Source organism: Pandoraea sp. XY-2 (assembly GCF_004193915.1).
In the GTDB taxonomy this organism is placed as follows: Bacteria; Pseudomonadota; Gammaproteobacteria; order Burkholderiales; family Burkholderiaceae; genus Pandoraea; species Pandoraea cepalis.
Window position 1 is genome coordinate 4745746 of sequence record NZ_CP030849.1, and the last position, 23057, is coordinate 4768802.

Consider the following 23057-nt stretch of genomic DNA (forward strand, 5'->3'; position numbering starts at 1 on the left):
TCGGCTGGCGATGCCGGCCGCGCCTCAGGAGAATCACGATGTCCACTTCAGATACCACCTTGTTTGCCACCGACAACCGTCCCATCGATCTCGTGCCGTCTCGTTACGCGTTGCGCGTCGGCGAGATCGAAGCGATGGTGATTAGCGACGGCGTACTCCCGCTGCCGACCGCGACCATGGCGACTAACGTGGCCCCGTCGGATCTGGCCGTCTGGCTTGACAGCATGTACATGCCGCCGGACGCCTTCGACTGGCCGCTGAACGTCATGGTGGTCCGCAGCGGCGGTCAGACCATTCTTATCGACGCCGGGCTGGGCGGCCAATTTCCGGGTTTCCCGCGTGCCGGTCAATTCCCGCAGCGACTCCAGTCCGCGGGTATCGCGCTGGAGGCCGTTACCGACATCATCGTCACCCACATGCACATGGATCATGTGGGCGGGCTGCTCGTGCCCGAGGTCAAGTCGCGCCTGCGTCCCGACGTGCGGATCCATGTATCGGCAGCCGAAGTTGCGTTCTGGACGTCGCCGGACTTCTCCCACACCGTGATGCCCACGCCGGTGCCTGCGGTGTTGCGCACAACCGCGACGAGCTTTTACAACGAATACCGCGAACAACTGCACATGTTTGAAGACACGCGCGAAGTCGCGCCGGGGGTGATTGTTCGCATCACGGGCGGCCATACGCCGGGGCACAGCGTGGTGGATCTCGTCTCGGGCGACGAGCGCCTGACCTTCGCGGGCGACGCAATGTTCCCGGTCGGCTTCGATCATCCTGACTGGCAAAACGGCTTCGAGCATGACCCGGAAACGTCGGCGCGTGTTCGCATCGGTCTGTTCGAGGCGCTTGCGGAGAACCGTGGCTTGCTGGTGGCGTCGCACCTACCGTTTCCGTCAGTGGGCCGCATAGCACGCAATGGCGACGCCTATCGCTGGGTGCCGGTGATCTGGGACTTCTGAATCAATAAGTGTCTGTGAGACATCCGGGCGTTGATTCGTCCAGCGTCAGCAGGTATCTCCCTCGCCACCGACCGGTTTCGTCGATCGAAGGCGAATTCGCTTGAGCGAATGGAGACTCCTGAAGAAATGGCCCGCGCGGCATTGTTTCTGGCGTCTGACGACAGTAGCTTTGTCACCGGCGCCTTCTTGCCGGTCGACGGCGGTATCTCGCCGACATGATTTACCGTATCAACCGATAAGATTGACGTGGCGGGGAACCCGGATGGGTTTGCCCGCCACTTTCCGCTTACGGCTCCTATCTCGCCCCCTGGCTTGTGTGAAGCCATTTGGCACCTGAACGAACAACCACCACGCGGCAAGTGATTCTGATAAATCACTGGATTTTCTACTTTTCAGCCGCCCTGCCCGCTCTCACCTCCCGCCACGTCCGCCAGTCGCTTCTCCGTTGAAAAATTCTCACGGTCAGTGGAAAACGACATCTCCGTCATCTCATGGAAAACATTTATTGACCGACCGGCCGGTCGGTTTATAATGCATTCCATATCCCCACATGCCGCGGAGACCTTCCTCTATGTATACGCAAGCCATCGATCTGGCCGGCAACAGCCCCAAGGGTGTGCGCGCCCTGAGCGAGGCGGAGCAGCAGCAACAAGCCCGCTTCGACGCCCGCGTCGCCGCCGATCAAAAGATCGAGCCGCAGGACTACATGCCCGCCGAGTACCGCAAGACGCTCGTGCGCCAGATCTCGCAGCACGCACACTCGGAAGTCGTCGGCATGCTGCCGGAAGGCAACTGGATCTCGCGCGCGCCCAGCCTCAAGCGCAAGGCCATCCTGCTCGCCAAGGTGCAGGACGAAGCCGGCCACGGCCTCTATCTGTATTCCGCCGCCGAAACGCTCGGCACGTCGCGCGACCAGATGATCGACGCGCTGCACTCGGGCAAGGCCAAGTACTCCAGCATCTTCAATTACCCGACGCTCACCTGGGCTGATGTCGGCGTGATCGGCTGGCTCGTCGACGGCGCCGCCATCATGAATCAGGTACCGCTGTGCCGCTGCTCGTACGGCCCGTACGCGCGCGCCATGATCCGCGTTTGCAAGGAAGAGTCGTTCCACCAGCGTCAAGGCTTCGACGCTCTGCTCTCGATGATGAGCGGCACGCAAGCCCAACGCGACATGGTTCAGGAAGCCGTGAACCGCTGGTGGTGGCCGGTGCTGATGATGTTCGGCCCGAGCGACAAGGACTCGATCCACAGCACGCAAACCATGCAGTGGGGCATCAAGCGCATTTCGAACGACGATCTGCGTCAGAAATTCGTCGACGCCGCCGTCGAACAGGCCAAGGTGCTCGGCGTGAGCTTTCCCGATCCGGATCTGAAGTGGAACGAGGCCCGCAAGGCACACGACTACGGCGAGATCGACTGGAGCGAATTCTGGCGCGTGGTCGGCGGCGACGGCCCGTGCAACAAGGAACGTGTCGGCACGCGCGTGGCCGCCCACGAAAAAGGCGCCTGGGTGCGCGACGCCGCCCTGGCGCACGCCGCCAAGCAACGCCAGCGCGCCGAGAAGCAAGCCGCCTGAGCCGCAAGCGCCCAGTCACAGGCAGCCCCTTACAAGACATCAGGAACGATCATGACGCAAGCAAGCAGCAAGGAATGGCCCCTCTGGGAAGTGTTCGTGCGCAGCAAGATGGGCCTCGAACACAAGCACTGCGGCAGCCTGCACGCCGCCGACGCCGAGATGGCGCTGCATATGGCGCGCGACGTCTACACGCGCCGCCAGGAAGGGGTGAGCCTCTGGGTCGTGCCGTCCGCCGCCATCACGGCGTCGGCCCCCGAAGACAAGGCCGAGCTGTTCGATCCGGCCGCCGACAAGATCTACCGCCATCCGACCTTCTACCAGTTGCCGGAAGAAGTGAACCACATGTAAGCGGCAGCGCGCCGCGTTGATCGGCGCGCCCCATGCGAGACCCCAGAACATGAAACCGACGCAGGAACATTTGTCCTATCTGCTGCGCCTCGCCGACAACGCGCTGATCCTCGGTCAGCGCAATGCGGAATGGTGCGGTCACGGCCCCGTGCTGGAAGAAGACATCGCGCTCACCAACCTGAGCCTCGATCTCATCGGTCAGGCACGCATGCTGTATCAGCATGCCGCCAAGATCGACACCGCGCTCACCGGCATCGCGAAACAGGAAGACGACTACGCCTTCTGGCGCGACGAATTCGCGTTCCGCAACTGGACGCTCGTGGAACTGCCCCACTACGGTCCGACCGCCGGCACGACGGCCGCAGAGCGCGACTATGCCGTGACCATCGTGCGCAACTTCCTCTACTCGGCGCTGATGGTCGATGTGTGGCAAGCCCTCACAGCGTCAACAGATGACGATCTCGCCGCCATCGCCGCCAAGTCGGTCAAGGAAGCGCACTACCACCTGCACCACGCGCGCGACTGGCTGGTACGCTTCGGCGACGGCACCGAGGAATCGCACCGCCGCGCGCAGGCCGCGCTCGACTACCTGATGCCGTACATGAACGAGATCTTCAAGCCGGACGCGCTGGAAGACGCCGTGGCCGCCGCCGGCACCGGCGTCGCGATGGCCAGCCTGAAGGACGCGTGGCAAGCCACGGTGAACGACGCGCTGCAAGAGGCAACGCTCGACGCACCGGTCGGCGGCGCGTTCGAGAGCACGGGCAAATTCGGTCATCACTCCGAGCACATGAGCTATCTGCTCGGCGAGATGCAGGGGCTGGCGCGCCAGCATCCCGGCGCGAGCTGGTAAGCCACCGCTCGCCGCGCACGTCATGCCTACGATGAATTCGCTCGCCGCTTCCTTCGTCGCCCACTTCGCCGATACGACCATGAATCTGCCGCTCACTCCCCCCGTTGCGCCCGACGTGCTCACGCCGGCCTCGGAGGCGTCGCTGCCGCTCGCATGGCAGACGCTCGAAGCGGTGCCCGATCCGGAGATTCCGGTCGTGTCGATTCGTGAACTCGGCATCCTGCGCGACGTGCGCGTTGTCACAAACGCCAGCGGTAGCGCGGCATTCGAGATCGTGATTACGCCGACGTACTCGGGTTGCCCGGCGATGCAACAGATCGCCGAGGACATCGACGCCGCCATGACGCGCGCGGGCCTCGGTCCGTGGCACGTCACGACGGTGCTCGCCCCCGCCTGGACGACGGACTGGATCAGCCCCGAGGCGCGCGAAAAGCTGCGCGGCTACGGCATTGCGCCGCCCACGGGCTCGCACGCCGTGGCCGCCGACGCGCCCCGCAAGATCACGTTCTACGGCCGCCCGAAAGACGGCGTGACGTGCCCGCATTGCGGCTCGTCCGACACCGAAGTGGTATCCGCATTCGGTTCGACGGCCTGCAAAGCGCATTACCGTTGCCGTACGTGCCGCGAGCCGTTCGACTATTTCAAGCCTTATTGATAGACCCGATTGATCCGGCTTCGCGCGTAGCGATGCCGACACTTTGCCCGGCGGCAATCGCACCCGAGCATCAAGGAAGCCCACGATGACGACCCCGCAATTCCATTCGCTGACCATCCGCGAAATCCGGCCCGAGACCGCCGACGCCATCTCCATCGCCTTCACGGTGCCGGACGCGTTGCGCGACGCCTATCGCTTCACGCAGGGGCAGTTCCTCACGCTCAAGACCGAGATCGACGGCGAAGAAGCGCGTCGCTCCTACTCGATCTGCGTCGGGGTGCCCGACTACGACGCCACGGGCGAACTGCGCGTGGGCATCAAGCGCGTGCCGGGCGGCAAGTTCTCGAACTTCGCGAACGATCAGTTGAAGCCGGGGCAACAGATCGATGTGATGACGCCGGATGGCCGTTTCTTCACGCGTCTGTCGGCCGATCACACGAAGCACTATGTCGGCTTCGCCGGCGGCTCGGGCATCACGCCGATGCTCGCGCTCATCAAGACGACGCTGGCCGCCGAGCCGCACAGCCAGTTCACCCTGGTCTACGGTAACCGCGCCGTGCCCGCCATCATGTTCGCCGAAGCGCTCGAAGACCTGAAGAACACCTATCTGGGCCGCTTGCGTCTGTATCACGTACTCTCGGACGAAGCCCAGGAGGTGGAACTGTTCAACGGCCTGCTCAACCAGGACAAGTGCACGGCTTTCCTTGAGACGCTCATTCCGGCATCGAGTATCGACGAAGCGTTCATCTGTGGCCCCGGCCCGATGATGGACGCCGCCGAAGCCGCGCTCCATGCCGCCGGTGTGGCCAAGGAGAAGATCCATGTCGAACGGTTCGGCGTGCCGACGCCGCAGGTCGCTGCGAAGCCGGTCGTCATCACGGACGACACGCCGATGGCGGAGCTGGTCGTCGTCATGGACGGCAAGGAGCGCCGCCTGCGTCAGCCGTATGAGGGCCAGAGCATCCTGGATACCGGTCTTGCCGCCGGTCTGTCGCTGCCGTACGCCTGCAAGGGCGGCGTGTGCTGCACGTGCCGCGCCAAGGTGCTCGAGGGCGAAGTGACGATGGACAAAAACTACACGCTGGAAGACTACGAAGTCGAGCAAGGTTTCGTGTTGACGTGCCAGGCACGGCCCCTCACGGAACGCGTTGTGGTGAGCTACGACGAGCGCTGAATCTGCGTTGAATCTGCGCTGAGCATTCGACTCACCGGTGCCGCGACAGCGGGGCCGGCGAATCGAACGTCTGTTTACCAAGTCGTGCGAACATTGCGTCAACACGGCGGGAACAGGCGTGAAATCCCGCCAATGCCCCGATTATTTCGGGCATTACGGGAGCGTCAACCCGAGGTTGCGGGAATACCGTAAACTAGCGGGCATGAATACCATCCATGTCGTCTGTGGCGATATCGCCGCGCAGCAGTTGCGCGCGGCGATGGCGCAAGCGCTTCGCGCCGATCCCGTGCTTGTCCTGCGTGACGATCTGGCCATTGGTCCGCTGCGCGAGATCGACGAGAACGAGCGGCAGCGGGCGGCATTCTGGCAACGCGTGCTGCCGTCTGCCGGGCGCGACTACGCGGGAGAATTGCGCGAGGAACTGGCGTCGCTGCAACGCTTGGTCGAGGGCGACAGTGCGGTGGTCTGCTGGCATGGGGACAGTGCGTCGGACCAGCTCACGCTGCGACGCGTGGCCTTCATGTTGCGCAATACGCCCGCACGCCTGAACGAGATCGTGTTGCGTGGCAGCGATCTGGCGACGCCCGGAACGCCGCACGACGCCACGCGACGCACGAGCGTCGGCATGTACGCGCCAGAGGTGCTGGCCGAGCGATTTGCACGTATCGCCCCGATCTCGCTGCTGCGCATTGGCCGTCTGTCGTTGGAATGGCGCGCGCTCAAGCAGGCGAACACGCAGGTCCGACGCTGGGTGAACAACACGTTCGAAGGCGCGACGTTCGCCGAAATCGATGACCAGATTCTCGGCCTGGCGCCCGTCGCGTGGACGCCCATGGCCGCCTTTCTCGGCGAAGCGATGCCACGCTTCGAAGGTTTTTTTGCGACCGACAGTTTTCTGCTGTGGCGCTGCCGCGAACTCGGCGCGGCAGGCCGGCTCGCGTTGCGCGGCGACACCACGGCGCCGGCCGCGTGCGATCTACGACTGGAGTAACCCCCGTTTATGGCACGTACCAAAGCGCCCGATCACGAATCGCAGCGCGAACAAATTCTCGACGTCGCCGCCGAAGCATTCGCACACGCGAGCTATCCGAGCGCGTCGATGTCCGAACTGGCCGCCGCGTGCGGCACGTCGAAGGCCCGGTTGTATCACTATTACGCGAGCAAGGACGCCATCCTGTTCGATCTGCTCGAGCGCTATACCAAGCGCTTGATGCTGATCGTCACCGAGGTCGAGGCGCTCGGCCAACGCCGCGGGCTGTCAGAGCGCGATACGTTCCATGAACTGATCCGCGCCTTTCTCGATGAGTACGAGACGTCGCAGACGCGTCATATTGCACTGCTCAACGACGTGAAGTTTCTCAATGACGAGCAACGCGAGATCGTGCTCAATCGTCAGCGTGACGTGGTCGCCGCGTTTGCGCGCCAACTCTCGCGAGCGTTCCCTGACCGGGTGACCAAGCACAATCAGACCGCGCTCACGATGATGCTGTTCGGCATGATCAACTGGACCTTCACATGGCTCAAGCCCGGCGGTCGCATGCGGTATCGCGATTTCGCCAACGAGGTGATCGCCGTGCTCGAACACGGGCTCGTCACCCCGCTGCCGGGCGGGATCGAACCCGCCATCCCCGCGGCAGTGGTGCCGTCGCGCAGTTAGCGAGCATTCACTCACTTGAAAAACAAAGGGCGATATATCGCCCTTTTTTGTTGCCTCGCAGCAACTCGCTGCCGAACGTCATTGGGGGTGATATCGAGAAACGGCGCGGCTCTTCAGAGACTTAGACACTTCCCTCCAGACGCTCCCGCCACAAACTAGGGTTTTCACCTAGCCAATCAGGTATAATTCTTTTGCGTCGCACAATCCAGTGCACGCACTAAAGAATACCCAAGGATTGCGCCATGACTGCCCCGAACCCCACGCCCGACGTCGCACGCGCGACGGTTGCCGCCAACGAGCGGCCGAGCGTGCTGATTCGCGAGCTGACCTCCGGCGACATCCATCGACTCCAGCGCCACTTCCTGGCGCTCGGTGAAGAAGACCGCCTGCTGCGTTTCGGCCAGATCGTCACCGACGACGTGATCACGCGTTACGTCGCCAGCCTCGACTTCTCGCGCGACAGCGTTTTTGGCGTGTACGACGACAATCTCGCCCTCGTGGCGGTCGCTCACGTTGCGCGTTTGCCGGAAGGCAAGAACGGCCGCGTCGCGGAATTCGGCGTCTCGGTGCTCGAATCGGCCCGTGGCCGCGGTATCGGCTCGCGTCTGTTCGAACGCGCCACGATCCACTGCCGCAACCAGCGCGTCGACACGCTTTACATGCACTGTCTCTCGCGCAACGCCCGCATGATGCGCATCGCGAAGAAGGCCGGCATGGAAATCAACTACGCTTACGGCGAGGCCGACGGCTATTTGAGCCTGCCCCCGCCGACACGCAGTCGATGCTCTCGGAAATGATGCAGGAGCAGGTCGCCGCCTTCGATTATGCGGTCAAGCGTCAGCTTCGCACCGCTCGCCGCCTGTTCGGCGCACTCCTGCCGAACCAGCGCGCCGCGTGAGCCGCGCATCCACGCCTCCCCGAAAAAACGAAACCCGGTCAGTTGGCCGGGTTTTTTGTTTGCGTCAGAATAGCGACCACCGAGACCACCGCCGATTTACGGAAGCGGCAGCGCTGTCGTCTCCTTGAGCTGATCGAGGACGAAACTCGTTTTGACGTCGACCACGCTCGGATGCACTAGCAACTGCGCCTGCATGAAGCGCGAGAAGTGTGCCATGTCGCGCACGTGCACGCGCAGCAGGTAGTCCATGTCGCCAGCCATCGCATAGCAGCCGACGACCTCCGTCCAGGTATCGACCACGGCGCGGAAATGTTCGATGACCGAGCCCCCCTGCCCATCGCCAGGATGGCGCTTGTCGAGCCGCACATTGACGTAGGCGAGCAGGCCGAGGCCGATGCGCGTGGGCTCCAACAAGGCGACATAGCCGCGAATGACGCCCGCTTCCTCCAGGCGACGGATGCGTCGCAAGCACGGGCTCGGCGAGAGTCTCACCTGCTCTGCGATTTCGAGATTGGACAGCCGGCCATTGCTTTGAAGCAAGGCGAGAATGCGGCGATCTATCTTGTCCAGTTCGAGTTTTGGCACATTATTCCCCGTTATTGCTAATAGTTCGCAATATTATTGCGCTTAATGCCAATCTCAAGGAATCCATCTCCCTGATTCGATGATTACGGGAGATTACAGCAAAGGCGCTCGGGACAAAAAAAGCGCCACCGGGTGTGGTGGCGCCTTAGGGTATCGGGGCGCATCGCCGGTGGGCGACGCCTGTGGGATATCGGGTCGCCTCAGCGACGCTGGAATTCTCGCGGATCGATCGTGCGCTGGTCGAGCGGGCCTTCGTACCGCTGCGGCGATTGCGTGGAGCGCGGCGGCGTGATGGGCGCCACCGGGGAAACCGGAGAGACGATCGGAATGGGTTCGGCCGTCGTGTCGCGCGCCATTTCGTCGGCGCGAGCGACGCTCACTTCCAGGGTCAGAAACGAAGCGGAAACCAACAGGAATTTGGCGATGTTTCGTTGATTCACAGTGACTCCTTCTTACGTATTGCGGCATTGCAACGCGCACTGACTGTGCGCAAAGTACGTACCCAACGTGTCGGGTAAAGCGTTAGTAACCATTCTGCCCGCGCCGTTCCCTCCCGCCGCTAACCGTTACACGTTGTTACCCACGCGCGTCAGAAGAGGCTGACAAGCGTACGGTTGTCGACATCATCGCGACACAATCGCGCCACTTCGAGGTGAAATCCGAAAGCCGTCCGTCGTCGCGATACCGCATCGGTGGACACGACGCGGCACGACACAGCCAACCCATCGACGAGGGTATACGACAGCTATCTGACGTTTACGTAAACGTCACAATGATCGTTATACTTCGCTGGATCGGTCACCGATGAGACGTCACCGTCCCCGTCAGGCAATGCCATGACACCGGTGCTACCATGAGTTCGACCGGTGAGCGCAATACAAAAAAAGGCCCCGCTCGCCTGGTGGCATCACGCAAGTGAGTCCCCGGGCACGCAACAATCAGAGGCCGGCATTCACCGCTGCCGTCCTGCTTCACGAGAGCGGGAGGGGCAGGAAGTTTTGGCGATCCCAAAATCAGTGAGAGTGAGGAGCACACCCCATGAACGCCCCCGTCAATCCGAGCTTGCTGGCCGCACTGGAATCGGTCACGCTCGACGACAAATACACGCTCGAGCGCGGTCGCGCCTACATGAGCGGCATTCAGGCCCTGGTCCGGCTTCCGATGTTGCAGCAGGCGCGCGACGCCGCGGCCGGACTCAACACCGCAGGCTTCATATCGGGCTATCGCGGCTCGCCGCTGGGCGGGCTGGATCTGTCGCTATGGAAAGCTAAGCAGCATCTCGCCAGCCATCATGTCGTTTTTCAGCCCGGCTTGAATGAAGACCTCGCGGCGACTGCCGTGTGGGGGTCGCAGCAGGTGAACCTGTACCCCGCCAAATACGACGGCGTGTTCTCCATGTGGTACGGCAAAGGCCCCGGCGTCGACCGCTCGATGGACGTGCTCAAGCACGGCAACTCGGCCGGCTCGTCGAAGCACGGCGGCGTGCTGGTGCTCGCGGGCGACGACCACGCGGCCAAGTCCTCCACCCTCGCGCACCAGTCCGAGCACGTTTTCAAGGCCGCCGGCATTCCCGTGCTGTATCCGTCGAACGTGCAGGAGTATCTCGATTACGGCCTGCATGGCTGGGCCATGAGCCGTTACTCGGGCCTGTGGGTCGCGATGAAATGCGTGACGGACGTGGTCGAGTCGTCGGCCTCGGTGATGATCGATCCGCACAACGTCGACATCCACCTGCCGGACGACTTCATCATGCCGCCCGACGGCCTGAACATTCGCTGGCCCGACCCGCCGCTGGTGCAGGAAGCGCGTCTGCTCGACTACAAGTGGTACGCGGGCCTTGCGTACGTGCGCGCCAACAAGCTCGACCGCGTGATGATCGATTCGCCCCATGCGCGCTTCGGCATCATGACCGGCGGCAAGGCCTATCTCGACGTCTGTCAGGCGCTCGCCGATCTGGGGCTGGACGAAGCCACGTGTCAGCGTATCGGCATTCGTCTGTACAAGGTGGGCTGTGTGTGGCCGCTCGAAGCGCAGGGTGCGCGCGCGTTCGCACAAGGGCTCCAGGAAATTCTCGTGGTCGAGGAAAAGCGTCAGATCCTCGAATACGCGATCAAGGAAGAACTGTACAACTGGCGCGATGACGTGCGCCCCCGCGTGTATGGCAAGTTCGACGAAAAGGACGGCGCCGGCGGCGAATGGTCGGTGCCGATGGCCAACTGGCTGCTGCCGGCCCACTACGAACTTTCGCCCGCGCTGATCGCCAAGGCGATTGCCACGCGCCTGGAAAAGTTCGAGTTGCCGAGCGACGTGCGCGAGCGCATCGCCGCCCGCCTGCGCGTGATCGACGCGAAGGAGCAAGCCCTCGCCAAGCCGCGCGTGGCCGTCGAGCGCAAGCCGTGGTTTTGCTCGGGCTGTCCGCACAACACGTCGACCAACGTGCCCGAAGGCTCGCGCGCCATCGCCGGCATCGGCTGTCACTACATGACCGTGTGGATGGATCGGCGCACCGACACGTTCTCGCAGATGGGCGGTGAAGGCGTGCCCTGGATCGGTCAGGCACCGTTCTCGTGCGACGAGCATATCTTCGCCAATCTGGGCGACGGTACGTACTTCCACTCGGGCCTGCTCGCGATTCGCGCGGCGATCTCGTCGAAGGTCAACATCACCTACAAGATCCTGTACAACGACGCGGTCGCCATGACCGGTGGCCAGCCGGTCGACGGCACGCTGACGGTGCCGCAGATCGTGGCGCAGGTGGATGCCGAAGGCGCGACGAAGATCGTCATCGTGACGGACGAGCCCGAGAAGTACGACGGCGTGAAGCTCGTCGGCGACGTGCCGGTTTACCACCGCAACGAGCTTGACCGCGTGCAGCGCGAATTGCGTCTGGTCAAGGGCACGTCGATCCTGATCTACGACCAGACGTGCGCGACCGAGAAGCGCCGCCGTCGCAAACGCGGCGCCTACCCCGATCCGGCAAAGCGCGTGGTGATCAACGAAGCGGTCTGCGAAGGTTGCGGCGACTGCTCGGTAAAGTCGAACTGCCTCTCGGTCGAGCCGCTGGAGACGGAATTCGGCACGAAGCGCCAGATCAACCAGTCGACGTGCAACAAGGACTACTCGTGCCTGAACGGCTTCTGCCCGAGCTTCGTGACGGTCGAAGGCGGTCAGCTGCGCAAGCCCAAGACGGCGCAGGTCGACAGCAGCGAGCTGCCGCCGCTGCCGGAACCGGCGCTGCCCGCCATCGCACGTCCGTACGGCATTCTCGTAACGGGGGTGGGCGGCACGGGCGTGGTCACCATTGGCGCACTGCTCGGCATGGCCGCACACCTGGAGAACAAGGGCGTCACCACGCTCGATGTGACCGGCCTCGCCCAGAAGGGTGGCGCGGTGACGAGCCACGTGCAGATCGCCCTGCAGCCGGAAGACATTCATGCCACGCGCATCGCCATGGGCGACGCCCGCGTAGTCATCGGCTGCGACGCCATCACGACGGCGAGCGACGACACGCTCTCACGCGTGCAGCACGGCGTGACGAACATCGTGGTCAACAGCGCCCATACGCCGACGGCCGACTTCATCCGCAATCCGAACTGGCGCTTCCCCGGCACGAGCACGGAGCACGACATCCGCGCGGCGGCCGGTGAAAACGTTGACTTCGTCGACGCCAATCACCTCTCGTTGCGACTGCTCGGCGACACCATCTACACGAACCCATTCGTGCTGGGCTACGCATGGCAGAAGGGCTGGGTACCGCTCTCGTACGCTGCGCTCACGCGCGCCATCGAGCTCAACGGGGTGGCCGTCGAGAAGAACAAGCAAGCGTTCGAGTGGGGACGTCGTGCCGCGCACGATCTGGCGAGCGTACGCAAGCTTGCGCAGCAGAACGAGGCACCGGAGCCGGCGGCCGCCGGTGGCAAGCTGATCACGCTACACACGCCGCGTGCGCTCGACCGCTTGATCGAGCGTCGCTACGACCAACTCGTGGCGTATCAGGATCGTGCCTACGCAGAGCGCTTCAAGCAAACGGTGGATCGCGTGCGCGCGGCCGAAGCCGGACTCACGCCAGAGGGCATGCCGATGCCGCTCACCGAAGCGGTCGCGAGAGGGCTCTACAAGCTCATGGCCTACAAGGACGAGTACGAAGTGGCCCGCCTTTACACCGACCCGGCTTTCATGAAGAAGCTCAACGAGCAGTTCGAAGGCGACTTCACGTTGCGCTTCCATCTGGCGCCGCCGTCGCTGGCCAAGCACGACGACAAGGGTCATCTCATCAAGCAGGCCTATGGCGCGTGGATGATGAAGGCGTTCGGCGTGCTCGCGAAGTTCAAGGGGCTGCGTGGCGGGGCGTTCGATATCTTCGGCCGAACGCAAGAGCGTCGCACGGAGCGGGCGCTGATCGGCGAGTATGAAACGCTGGTCAACGAGTTGTTGTCGCGCCTCGGCGAGCACAACCTGTCGCTGGCCGTGCAATTGGCGGAACTGCCGCAGGAGATTCGCGGCTACGGGCACGTCAAGGAGCAGAACCTCGCCGCCACGCGCATCAAGTGGACGAAGCTACTCACGCAGTTCCGCGATGGCGATTCGCATCGCGCTGCCGCCTGACCTGCCGACCCGTCACCCGTCGGTCCAATAAGAATCCCGCCAGCGCGTGAGCGTCTGGCGGGATTTTTTATGCGCTAGCGCACCGTACGCGGACATGCGCGCCGCACCATCCGCGGCGCCTTATCCGTCCTGACGCTCAACGAATGACGTTGGCAGCAGCCACGGCCGTCATGTTGATGATGCGGCGCACGGTCGCGGCCGGCGTCAGGATGTGAACCGGCTTGGCGCAGCCGAGCAGGAACGGGCCCACCGTCACGCCTTCGCCGCCCGTCATCTTGAGCAGGTTGTACGTGATGTTCGCCGCTTCCACGTTCGGCATGACGAGCAGGTTCGCTTCGCCCGACAGACGCGACGCCGGATACGCGGCACGACGCACCGACTCCGACAACGCGGCGTCGCCGTGCATTTCGCCGTCGACTTCCAGCGATGGCGCACGCTTGGCAAGCAGCTCGCAGGCGCGGGCCATGCGTTGTGCCGAAGCCGACTTCACGCTACCGAAGTTCGAGTTCGAGAGCAGCGCCACCTTCGGGGCGATGCCGAAGCGCTCGATTTCCTTCGCGGCGAGCACGGTCATCTCGGCGAGCTGCTCCGAGGTTGGCGTCTCGTTGACGTAGGTGTCGCTGATGAACAGGTTGCGCTTCTCGAGCATCAACAAGTTCATTGCCGCGTAGTTCTCGACACCGGCGGCACGACCCAGCACCTGATCGACCACATCCAGATGGCGCTGGTACGTATCGATCATGCCGCAGATCATGCCGTCGGCTTCGCCCAGATGCACGAGGATCGCGCCAATCAGCGTGTTGTCCTTGCGCATGGCGGCCTTGGCGACTTCCGGCGTCACACCGTGACGCGCACCCAGGTCGTGATACGCCTGCCAGCAACGCTGATAACGCGCGTCGTCTTCCGGATTCACGATCTCGAAATCAACGCCCGGCTTGAGCTTCGAGCCGATCTTGCGCAGGCGCATTTCCACCACGGCCGGACGGCCGATGATGATCGGCTTGGCGATGCGCTCGGCCAGCACGAATTGGGCAGCGCGCAGCACACGCTCGTCTTCCCCTTCGGCGAACACGATGCGCGCCGCGTCGTTACCGAAGCGGGCACGGGCGGCAGCGAACACCGGGCGCATGATGAAGCCGGTGCGATACACGGTCGTGCCAAGTTGCTCGCGGTAGGCGTCCATGTCGGCGATCGGACGCGTGGCCACGCCCGAGTCCATCGCGGCTTGCGCCACGGCCGGCGCGATCTTGATGATCAGGCGCGGATCGAACGGCTTCGGAATGATGTATTCCGGCCCGAATTCGAGCGACTGGCCTTCATAGGCGCGCGCGACTTCTTCGCTTTGCTCTTCTTCCTGCGCCAGCTCGGCGATGGCGCGCACGGTGGCGAGCTTCATCTCTTCCGTGATGGTGGTCGCACCGACGTCGAGCGCACCGCGGAAGATGAACGGGAAGCACAGCACGTTGTTGACCTGGTTCGGGTAGTCCGAACGGCCGGTCGCGACGATGCAGTCCGGGCGCGCAGCCTTCGCGATTTCCGGACGGATTTCCGGCTCGGGGTTGGCGAGCGCGAGAATCAGCGGCTTCGTGCCCATCGTCTTGACCATGTCACCGGTCAGCACGCCGGCGGTCGAGCAGCCGAGGAAGACGTCGGCGCCGTTGCTCGCGTCGGCCAGCGTACGGGCATCGGTCGCCGCGGCGTAGCGCGCTTTGCTCTCGTCGAGCTTGTCGCGGCCGGTGTGGATCACACCCTTCGAATCGAGAACGAGAATGTTCTCCTTCTTCAGGCCGAGATTCACAAGCAGGTCCAGACAGGCGATAGCGGCAGCGCCCGCGCCCGAGCACACCAGCTTGACGCGGCCGATGTCCTTGCCCACGACCTTCAGGCCGTTGAGGATTGCGGCCGAGGCAATGATGGCGGTGCCATGCTGATCGTCGTGGAAGACGGGAATCTTCATGCGCTCGCGCAGCTTCTTCTCGATGTAGAAGCACTCGGGCGCCTTGATGTCTTCGAGGTTGATGCCGCCGAGCGTCGGCTCGAGCATGGCGATCGCTTCGACGAGCTTGTCCGGGTCATGCTCGGCGAGTTCGATGTCGAACACGTCGATACCGGCGAACTTCTTGAACAGGCAACCCTTGCCTTCCATCACGGGTTTGGCGGCGAGCGGACCGATGTTGCCCAGGCCAAGCACGGCCGTGCCGTTGGTGATCACGCCGACGAGATTGCTGCGCGACGTGTAGCGATTGGCAGCGAGCGGATCTTCGGCAATCGCCTCGCAGGCGTAGGCCACGCCGGGAGAGTAGGCCAGCGACAGATCGATCTGGTTCGACAGCGGCTTGGTCGGCGTCACCGAGATTTTGCCCGGACGCGGATTCTCGTGGTACGCCAGGGCGCTTTGTTTCAGTTGTTCATCCATATCTCGATACCTAAGGACAGGGCGACGACCGGGTCCGTGCCGCATGCGGGCAGCGCGTGGACTCAGCCGTCTTTTGACGGATCACGGCGGGGGAAGAGCCTACCGGAGGGATTCGGCGATTGTGTCGTCGACGGGGTTCTTCACCGCGCGGCAGCGTGATGGCCGCCGCGCGTCCCCCGATCCTGCATGCCGCGCTCGCGCGCGTCGGACCGTGGGGCTTGCGGTGCGCCGGATGCACCGCAGGACGCAAAGTGTACACCTTGCGCCGAAAGCTCGACGCCGCCTGCGCGGGCGGCGTAGCGGGCAAAAGAGGTTACTGCAGCGCTTCGCCGCGACGCTCCGGAATCAGGAAAAGCGTGGCGAGAATATCGAGCACGTAAATGCTCGCGAGGAAGACCAGCGCCAGCTTGAACGAGTAGGCCGCCGCCAGCGCACCGACGGTGAGCGGCCCGAAACCGCCGACGGCACGGCCGATGTTGAACAGCACGTTCTGCGCCGTGGCACGCGCCGCGGTCGGGTACAGCTCCGAGATCAGCGCGCCGTAGCCGCCGATCATGCCGTTCACGAACATGCCCATCACCGCGCCGCCGATCAGCAGCGAGAACGGCGTATGCAATTGCGCATAGACGAACACCATCACGACCGCGCCGATCTGGTAGCCGATGAACGTCGGCCGACGACCGAAACGGTCTGCCAGACGGCCGAACAGCCAGATGCCGAATGCCATGCCCAGCACCGTCACCGCCGTCCACATGGCCGACTTGGTGAGCGAGTAACCGAACGTCTTCGACAGATACGAGGGCATCCAGATCATCAGGCCGTAGTAACCGAAGTTCTGTACCGAGCACAGAATCGCCACGCCGAGGCTCGCGCGCGTGGTCGCGCCGTCTTTGACCAGCAGCTTGAGCGGCGCGAGTTCGCGCGGCTGCCGCTGTCGTGCAAGGAACATCTCGGGCTCGCCGAGCGCGCGTCGCATGATGAACGACACGACCGCCGGCAGCAGGCCGACGGCGAACATGCCACGCCAGCCGATGTGCGGCAGCAGCAACGGCGTGAGCAACGCGGCGGCAAGCACCCCGGCCTGCCACCCCAGCCCCACGAACGACGATGCCCGCGCACGGCGCGCCGGCGGGCAAGCTTCCGCCGCGAGCGCCATGCCGATGCCGAACTCGCCGCCCAGTCCGATACCGGCAATCGTTCGGTAAGCCAGCAGATCCCAATAGCCCTGAGCGAGCGAGCACAGGCCCGTGAACACCGCAAACAGCAGAATCGTCCACGACAACACGCGCACGCGCCCGTAGCGATCGGACAGCATGCCGAAGACAATGCCGCCGACGACCGCGCCCACGAGGGTCCAGGTGACGAGCGCGCCCGATTGGGCGCCGGTGAGCGCGAGATCGGCCGCAATGGCCGGCAGGATGAAGCCGAGGATCAGCAGATCGAAACCGTCCATGGCATAGCCGATGGCCGACGCCCACAGGGCGCGGTTCGCGTAGGCGGTATCGTGCGGCACAACCGGTGCGGCGAGCGAGGGCGAGGCATCGTTAGGCATGGGCGCGTTTCGTCAGGTCGGAATTTTGGGCGTGAGTGTATGCCTGACATTAAGCGCCGGCAACTGTCTCTTTTTTTGGATTAATCTGTCGTCAGCGGGTTTTAATATGCGCCGTGCGCTAACATTATGCGGAGTTGTCGAATGGAAAATATACGCTCCGTGCATAATTGACCGCGCGTTTGCTGAAACTTGTGGCATAATTCGCGCTTAAGCGCCGGTCGGTCGTTGCCAGACGTGCCGACCCGCCGCCTTAGACGGCGTCCTGCCGCAGCGCCCTGCGCTACGGTCCCCGCCGACTCACCCATGACTCCTGGCTGCGCGCCGCACGGCGGGCAGCTACGCTTAGGAACCGCATCATGATTGGCATCGACCGCCAGGCGATTTCCGACATCACCGCCAAGATCCTGCTCGAAGTGGGCGCGGTGCATTTCAACGCCGAGAAGCCGTATATCTTCACGTCGGGCTGGGCCAGCCCGGTGTACACCGACTGCCGCAAGTTGATCTCGTACCCGCGCGTGCGCCGTACGCTGATGGACTTCGCCGAGGCCGTCATCATTCAGGACGTCGGCTGCGAGCAGTTCGATACGGTCGCCGGCGGTGAGACCGCAGGCATTCCGTTCGCGGCCTGGATCGCCGACAAGCTGATGCTGCCGATGCAGTACGTTCGCAAAAAACCGAAGGGCTTCGGCCGCAACGCGCAGATCGAAGGCGATCTGCCGGAAGGCTCGCGCGTGCTGCTCGTCGAAGACCTGACGACCGATGGCCGCAGCAAAATCAACTTCTGCAAGGCGCTGCGCGACGCCGGTGCGAAGGTCAATCACGTGTTCGTGGTCTTCCACTACGACATCTTCCCGGAGAGCCGGCAGGTGCTCAAGGACATCGATGTCGAGCTGCACTCGCTCGCCACGTGGTGGGACGTGCTGCGCGTTGCCAAGCAGCAGAACCACTTCGACACGAAGACGCTCGACGAGGTCGAGAAATTCCTGCACGCACCGGCCGAATGGTCGGGCGCGCACGGCGGCGCCACGTCGTTCCCGAAGGACTGAGTCTCGTGGCAATGCCCGTAGTATTCGCTTGAGAGGCGAGAACGGCCGGCCTGAAAAGGTCGGCCGTTTTTTTAGCTGCATCCGTTCGGCAGAGGAGTCACCCATGTTCGCGTCGGTCTTCGCCATCAGCATCGGGGCAGCGTTAGGCGCGCTATTGCGCTGGGCGCTGAGCGTACAGCTCAATGCGATCCTGCCGACGCTCCCGCTCGGCACACTCGTCGCCAATCTCGTGGGCGGCTACCTGATCGGCGTCGCCGTCGCCCTCTTCAGCCACTTTCCGTCGATCCCTGTCGAGTGGCGACTGTTGATCGTTACCGGCTTTCTCGGCGGCCTCACAACGTTCTCCACCTTCTCCGCCGAAGTCGCCACACTGCTGCGCGAAGGGCAGATGGGCTGGGCGTCGCTCACCGTGGCGGTTCACGTCGGGGGCTCGCTCGTCATGACCCTGCTAGGCATGGCCAGCATCACGCTGCTCATACAATGGTTGCGCCCAGCCCTCTAAGTAACCGCACTACGGCAGCAACATCACGAGCTTGACGTCGTCGTGCCCCGACAGGCGGAACGTGACCTGCGCGAAATCGATATCGCCGCGCACCGCGTGATGAAAGCCACGCCGCCCGCCTTCTCGCTCGACGACATCCTGCTGCGACCAGAGCGAGGCGAACCTGCGGCTGTCTCGCTGCAATTCGTCCGTGAGGGCGCGCACGGGCGTATCGTCAAGGTAGGCACTGCATTCGGCACGAAACTCGGCAACGACGCGTCTTGCGCGACGCTCCCAATCCTGAATCAACGTGGGTGCGCCCGCGTCGAGAAAGATGTAGCGCAGCAGGTTCTTTGCCCCCGGGGCGTCGAGCCAGCCATGGAAGATGTCGGCGGCGGCCGCGTTCCAGGCGAGGACGTCCCAGCATCGATCCAGCGCATACGCCGGAGCCGCCACGGCGGCGACGGCCGCCTGCACCTGTGCCGACGCATGGTGCGGCAACGGCACGGCACCGCGCTCCGGATCGCGCTTGCCCGCCAGATCGAACAGGTAGGCCCGTTCGGCACGCGAAAGCCGCAGCGCGCCGGCAACGGCCGCCAGTGCGCCCGCCGAGATCGACACGTCGCGTGCCTGCTCGATCCAGGTGTACCAGGTGGCCGACAAGCCGCACAACTGCGCCACTTCCTCGCGCCGCAATCCCGGCGTGCGACGCCGCCCCAAAGGCGGCAGTCCGGCGGCCGCCGGGGTCAGCCGCTCGCGATGCGCGCGCAAGAAGTCGCCGAGCGCGCGACGCTGGCGCGCATCGTCACCGTGAGGGGCCGGCGCGTCAGGCGCCAAGTCGGGCTTAGGGATAGGGGTAGTTTTCATACCAGGATAAATAGGTAACTTGTACCGGTATTGACGAGCCATTATCGTGACACTGACCCACATCGCGCAAGCGCCCGGGCGGGCCGACTCCTCTTGCATCGCGCCCTGCCCCACCCACGTAGGAGACTCACCGTGAGCGAAACCCCGTCATTCCCTTCCCGCCCGGGTTCGTCCACCGCCCCGCAGGGGCGCAGGACACCCACCACGCGCATCATGGCCATAACGCCGTCGTCACCGGTCAGTTCGGCCCGCAGGCATCGGCCTATCTGACGAGTGCCAATCACGCGCAGGGCGCCGATCTGGAGCAACTCGCCGCGATCGCTCGCGCGCATCCGGGTGCGCAGGTACTCGACCTGGGGTGCGGCGCGGGACACGTGAGCTTCTTCGCGGCGCCGCACGTCGCGCGCGTCGTGGCCTACGATCTGTCCGCCGACATGCTTGGCGTGGTCGCAGGCGAGGCGACCAGGCGCGGCCTGACGAACGTCGACACGCAACTGGGCGCGGCCGAATCGCTGCCGTTCGCCGATGCCAGCTTCGATCTCGTCTTCAGCCGATACAGTGCGCATCACTGGGCCGACGTGGGCGCCGCGCTGCGCGAGATGCGCCGCGTGCTCAAGCCCGGCGGACGCGTCGTGATCTGCGACGTCGCCTCGACGGGGCGGCCGCTGTTCGACACGTATCTGCAAGCGGTCGAAGTGTTGCGCGATACGTCGCACGTGCGCAACTACGCCGCGAGCGAATGGCTGACGATGGCTGCTGGAGCGGGATTATCGGTGGCATCGCTCACGCCACGCACACTCGATCTTGACTTCAAGACGTGGACCGCGCGCATGCGTACGCCAGCGCCGATGCAGGTGGCCATTCGCGCGCTGCAAACGGCCATGGCCGACGACGTGCGTCGTCATTTCAGGATTCAGGACGACGGCTCGTTCACGCTCGACACGCTGACGCTCGAACTGATTGCCGGTTGAACGTCGGGAGGTAGCGGCAGGCGAGCGCGATCCCTCGTAGCGACGCGCCCGCTTTCCCTTTACCAGCGATCACTTTTGTCCGTTTTTCCTCACCCCCGCCAAATCACGTGGGTAACGCGATGCGGAACGTCGCGGTGCAAATGCGAGCGCCGCGCGCTGCGCGGCAATCCGCCAGGCAACCCGCGCCGTCACCGAGGGGGTGAACAGCGCGGACGGCGGTTCGACCATGTGCATCACGCGCAGAAAGCGCCGGTAGATGGCGGCATCGTCGACGGCGAGACCGAGCAGCGACTCCACGTAATGTTGCATGAGCCGCGCCCGCCAATGCGTGGCGCCCCGCTCCCCCGTCTGACGTAAATCGACGCCGGTCGCGAAAATCCACGCGCGCTGCGCCACGTGGGCGAGGGCACGTTGCAAGGCCAGGCCACCCGGGGCATCGTTGGCGCGACGAAAGACATGTAGATGGGCATCGAGCGCCACCGCGCTCAATGCCGCAATCGTCATGCCCTGCCCGTACACCGGATTGAAGCTGCATGCGGCGTCGCCCAGCACCGCGAAGCCCGCGGGCCAGCGCTGCATTTCGTCGAAATGGTGTAACCGATTTTCCGTCCGGCGAAACTGACGGATCGGCGAGACCGGCTCGGCGTGGGCAATCGCTTCGTGGAGGGTCGACACCCGCAGGCTTTTCGCGAAAGCCAGGAAGCCGTCGGCATCGCCCGGCGGATAATCGCCGCCGGCCCCCGTCAACGTGACGATCCACCGGTTGTCCTCGATGGGGAAGATCGTGCCGCTGCGCAGGCATTCGGGTGGCCGGCCGTGCACCACCAGCGCTTGCCAATCGCGCCGGACCGACGGCTTCGGCACCGCATAGAGTCGGCTCGCGTACCCGACACGGGCATCCACGACGGTCTCGCGTACGACGTCCATCCCCATCGCTCGCAGCCACGACGGCGCATGCGAGTTGCGACCGCTCGCGTCCACAACGAAGGCGGCCGGCAAGGTCGTGACATCTTCGGCAGCTTCGGCTTGTCCGCGCGATCCGCCCGCGCGACGCCGAATCGTCACGCCACAAACGCGTGCGAGCGTCGCATCGAAACGCAACCCCGTGACGTCGCAGCCGGTCAGAACACGAACGTTCCGCTTGGCGAGCACGCGCTGGCGCACCGCGAACTCGAGCAGGCCACGGCTCGTCGACCATGTGACGAAGCCCTCGCCTGCGGGCGGCATCCAACCCGCGGCACCGAACCAGCGCACAGACCGATACCAGTCGAGCGGCACCGCGCCCGCGTCGAGCAAGGCCTGGCCCAGATCGGGAAACAGCGCATCGAGCGTTCGGCGCCCCCGCATCAGCAGTTGATGTACATAGTGCCCCTGCGGCACGCCCGCCCTCGGGTCAGGAGAATCGGGCAGCTCGTCGCGCTCGACGAGCCACACTTCATCGAAGTGCCCCGAGAGTGCATGCGCGGCGAGCAAGCCCGCCATGCCTGCGCCGACGACGATGGCACGCCAGGCGGTCGATGGGGCGTCGGTGGGCGTGCGGCGCGCCCGCGTCGATGAAACCGTCATGATTCACCCCTCGTTATCGGAACCAGCGATTCAATGGCGTCGACGATGGCGGCACGTCGATCCGGTGGGCAATCTGCCGATGGAATTCAGGTAGCCGGCTCCAGTGCAAGCCCGGCCGCACGTGATGCGCGAGGTGATAGCCGTTGTTGAAGAACACAAGATTGAGCCACCGGTTGGCCTTCGTGTGCGATGCCTTGAACGGATCGCTGGCGTAGAGATCGATATGATCGTCGTACGTCATGTGAATGAAGTTCAGCCAGACCAGGATCCTTGGCACGACGAAAAACAGCACCGCATTGCGCGGGTCGTGAAACAGCAAAGCGACCAATGCGAGGTTGCTGGCCGCGACCTGCCAGAGGCAGCGGCGACGCAATCGCGTACAGGTCCGGCCGATGCGCAGCACGTGATAGTCGTATGTCAGGAAATAGTGAGTGACGTAAGCCAGCCGCGACATCCGGCAACCGCCGGCGTCGATCCAGCGCGACGGATCCCGCTCCGGTTCGGTGTAGTGCAGGTGATGTCCTCGGCTGTGATGCAGGCGAAACTTTGCCGCGTACATGCCGGTTTCCAGGGCCATCACCCATTCCAGCACGCGGTTGGCCCAGGCCCCCGCGAACATGCCCATGTGCGACTGGTTATGTACGGCAGTCGAGACGGCAATCTGGGGCAACAGGAGCACCGTCGCGCACGCGATCGCCGCCCACGGATCGCGCACGAGAAAATAGGCGGCCCACTGCAACAATGCCGCACCGGCCACCAGCGCCAGCGGTGCAAGATCTTCGGTGTAGCGCAGGCCCAGAAGCCGGGCGAGATGTCTCATGATGCCTCCCTGCAGCGCACGGCTCATC

At 64.1% G+C, this 23057-nt stretch carries 19 protein-coding genes and 2 pseudogenes; 14 read left to right on the forward strand and 7 right to left on the reverse strand.

The features are described 5' to 3' along the window. Positions 1–38: 38 nt before the first annotated feature. The 10 genes and pseudogenes from DRB87_RS21590 to DRB87_RS21635 all read left to right on the forward strand — a co-directional run bounded on the left by DRB87_RS21590 (position 39) and on the right by DRB87_RS21635 (position 8120). Positions 39–956: an MBL fold metallo-hydrolase gene (locus DRB87_RS21590; RefSeq protein WP_130027456.1), complete on the forward strand. Its 918-nt coding sequence runs from the start codon at positions 39–41 to the stop codon at positions 954–956. A gap of 105 nt (positions 957–1061) precedes the next feature. After that, positions 1062–1175: pseudogene (locus DRB87_RS21595) on the forward strand (SDR family oxidoreductase); the annotation flags it as partial. Between the two features lie 352 nt (positions 1176–1527). After that, a complete protein-coding gene (gene paaA / locus DRB87_RS21600; protein ID WP_130027458.1) occupies positions 1528–2535 on the forward strand; it encodes a 1,2-phenylacetyl-CoA epoxidase subunit PaaA in 1008 nt (335 codons plus the stop codon). Positions 2536–2586: 51 nt separating this feature from the next. Continuing rightward, positions 2587–2883, forward strand: a complete 297-nt coding sequence (gene paaB / locus DRB87_RS21605; protein WP_017234991.1) for a 1,2-phenylacetyl-CoA epoxidase subunit PaaB — start codon at positions 2587–2589, stop codon at positions 2881–2883. A 49-nt stretch (positions 2884–2932) separates the two neighbouring features. Continuing rightward, positions 2933–3736, forward strand: a complete 804-nt coding sequence (paaC, locus tag DRB87_RS21610; RefSeq protein ID WP_130027459.1) for a 1,2-phenylacetyl-CoA epoxidase subunit PaaC — start codon at positions 2933–2935, stop codon at positions 3734–3736. 79 nt (positions 3737–3815) lie between these two features. Next, positions 3816–4391, forward strand: coding sequence for a 1,2-phenylacetyl-CoA epoxidase subunit PaaD (gene paaD, locus DRB87_RS21615; protein WP_370364040.1), 576 nt, complete (start codon positions 3816–3818; stop codon positions 4389–4391). An 85-nt stretch (positions 4392–4476) separates the two neighbouring features. Next, positions 4477–5565 (forward strand): 1,2-phenylacetyl-CoA epoxidase subunit PaaE, encoded by a 1089-nt coding sequence (paaE, locus tag DRB87_RS21620; RefSeq protein WP_130027461.1) that lies wholly within the window; start codon positions 4477–4479, stop codon positions 5563–5565. Between the two features lie 202 nt (positions 5566–5767). Continuing rightward, positions 5768–6556, forward strand: coding sequence for a DUF1835 domain-containing protein (locus DRB87_RS21625; RefSeq protein ID WP_130027462.1), 789 nt, complete (start codon positions 5768–5770; stop codon positions 6554–6556). Positions 6557–6565: 9 nt separating this feature from the next. Beyond that, on the forward strand, positions 6566–7222 hold the full coding sequence (locus DRB87_RS21630) for a TetR/AcrR family transcriptional regulator (RefSeq protein ID WP_130027463.1): 657 nt from the start codon (positions 6566–6568) through the stop codon (positions 7220–7222). Between the two features lie 242 nt (positions 7223–7464). After that, positions 7465–8120, forward strand: a pseudogene (locus tag DRB87_RS21635) (N-acetyltransferase family protein). 96 nt (positions 8121–8216) lie between these two features. Here the strand turns inward: DRB87_RS21635 and DRB87_RS21640 are convergent. Both DRB87_RS21640 and DRB87_RS21645 read right to left on the reverse strand, forming a co-directional pair. Next, positions 8217–8705 (reverse strand): Lrp/AsnC family transcriptional regulator, encoded by a 489-nt coding sequence (locus DRB87_RS21640; protein ID WP_017234984.1) that lies wholly within the window; start codon positions 8703–8705, stop codon positions 8217–8219. A gap of 200 nt (positions 8706–8905) precedes the next feature. Next, complete coding sequence (locus DRB87_RS21645) at positions 8906–9145, reverse strand: hypothetical protein (RefSeq protein WP_130027464.1); 240 nt, start codon at positions 9143–9145, stop codon at positions 8906–8908. Positions 9146–9743: 598 nt separating this feature from the next. Between DRB87_RS21645 and DRB87_RS21650 the strand changes: the two genes are divergently transcribed. Next, positions 9744–13310 carry an indolepyruvate ferredoxin oxidoreductase family protein gene (locus tag DRB87_RS21650; protein WP_130027465.1) on the forward strand — a complete coding sequence of 1189 codons (3567 nt, stop codon included), beginning with the start codon at positions 9744–9746 and terminating at the stop codon, positions 13308–13310. A gap of 136 nt (positions 13311–13446) precedes the next feature. On the opposite strand, the gene DRB87_RS21655 is transcribed toward DRB87_RS21650, so the two are convergent. Then, a complete protein-coding gene (locus DRB87_RS21655; RefSeq protein WP_130027466.1) occupies positions 13447–15726 on the reverse strand; it encodes an NADP-dependent malic enzyme in 2280 nt (759 codons plus the stop codon). 313 nt (positions 15727–16039) lie between these two features. Further along, a complete protein-coding gene (locus DRB87_RS21660) occupies positions 16040–17278 on the reverse strand; it encodes an MFS transporter (protein WP_130027467.1) in 1239 nt (412 codons plus the stop codon). 356 nt (positions 17279–17634) lie between these two features. Here DRB87_RS21660 and DRB87_RS21665 point away from each other — a divergent pair, with 356 nt between their 5' ends. Next, positions 17635–18324, forward strand: coding sequence for an orotate phosphoribosyltransferase (locus DRB87_RS21665; RefSeq protein WP_017234978.1), 690 nt, complete (start codon positions 17635–17637; stop codon positions 18322–18324). Between the two features lie 103 nt (positions 18325–18427). After that, positions 18428–18826 carry a fluoride efflux transporter CrcB gene (crcB, locus tag DRB87_RS21670; protein ID WP_130027468.1) on the forward strand — a complete coding sequence of 133 codons (399 nt, stop codon included), beginning with the start codon at positions 18428–18430 and terminating at the stop codon, positions 18824–18826. Positions 18827–18835: 9 nt separating this feature from the next. On the opposite strand, the gene DRB87_RS21675 is transcribed toward crcB, so the two are convergent. Then, on the reverse strand, positions 18836–19672 hold the full coding sequence (locus DRB87_RS21675; protein ID WP_240756099.1) for a helix-turn-helix transcriptional regulator: 837 nt from the start codon (positions 19670–19672) through the stop codon (positions 18836–18838). 266 nt (positions 19673–19938) lie between these two features. Here DRB87_RS21675 and DRB87_RS21680 point away from each other — a divergent pair, with 266 nt between their 5' ends. Beyond that, positions 19939–20643: a class I SAM-dependent methyltransferase gene (locus DRB87_RS21680; protein ID WP_240756341.1), complete on the forward strand. Its 705-nt coding sequence runs from the start codon at positions 19939–19941 to the stop codon at positions 20641–20643. A 69-nt stretch (positions 20644–20712) separates the two neighbouring features. Here DRB87_RS21680 and DRB87_RS21685 read toward each other — a convergent pair whose 3' ends face one another. Continuing rightward, positions 20713–22209 carry an NAD(P)/FAD-dependent oxidoreductase gene (locus DRB87_RS21685; protein ID WP_130027470.1) on the reverse strand — a complete coding sequence of 499 codons (1497 nt, stop codon included), beginning with the start codon at positions 22207–22209 and terminating at the stop codon, positions 20713–20715. A gap of 13 nt (positions 22210–22222) precedes the next feature. Then, complete coding sequence (locus DRB87_RS21690; protein ID WP_240756100.1) at positions 22223–23029, reverse strand: fatty acid desaturase; 807 nt, start codon at positions 23027–23029, stop codon at positions 22223–22225. Positions 23030–23057 lie beyond the last annotated feature (28 nt).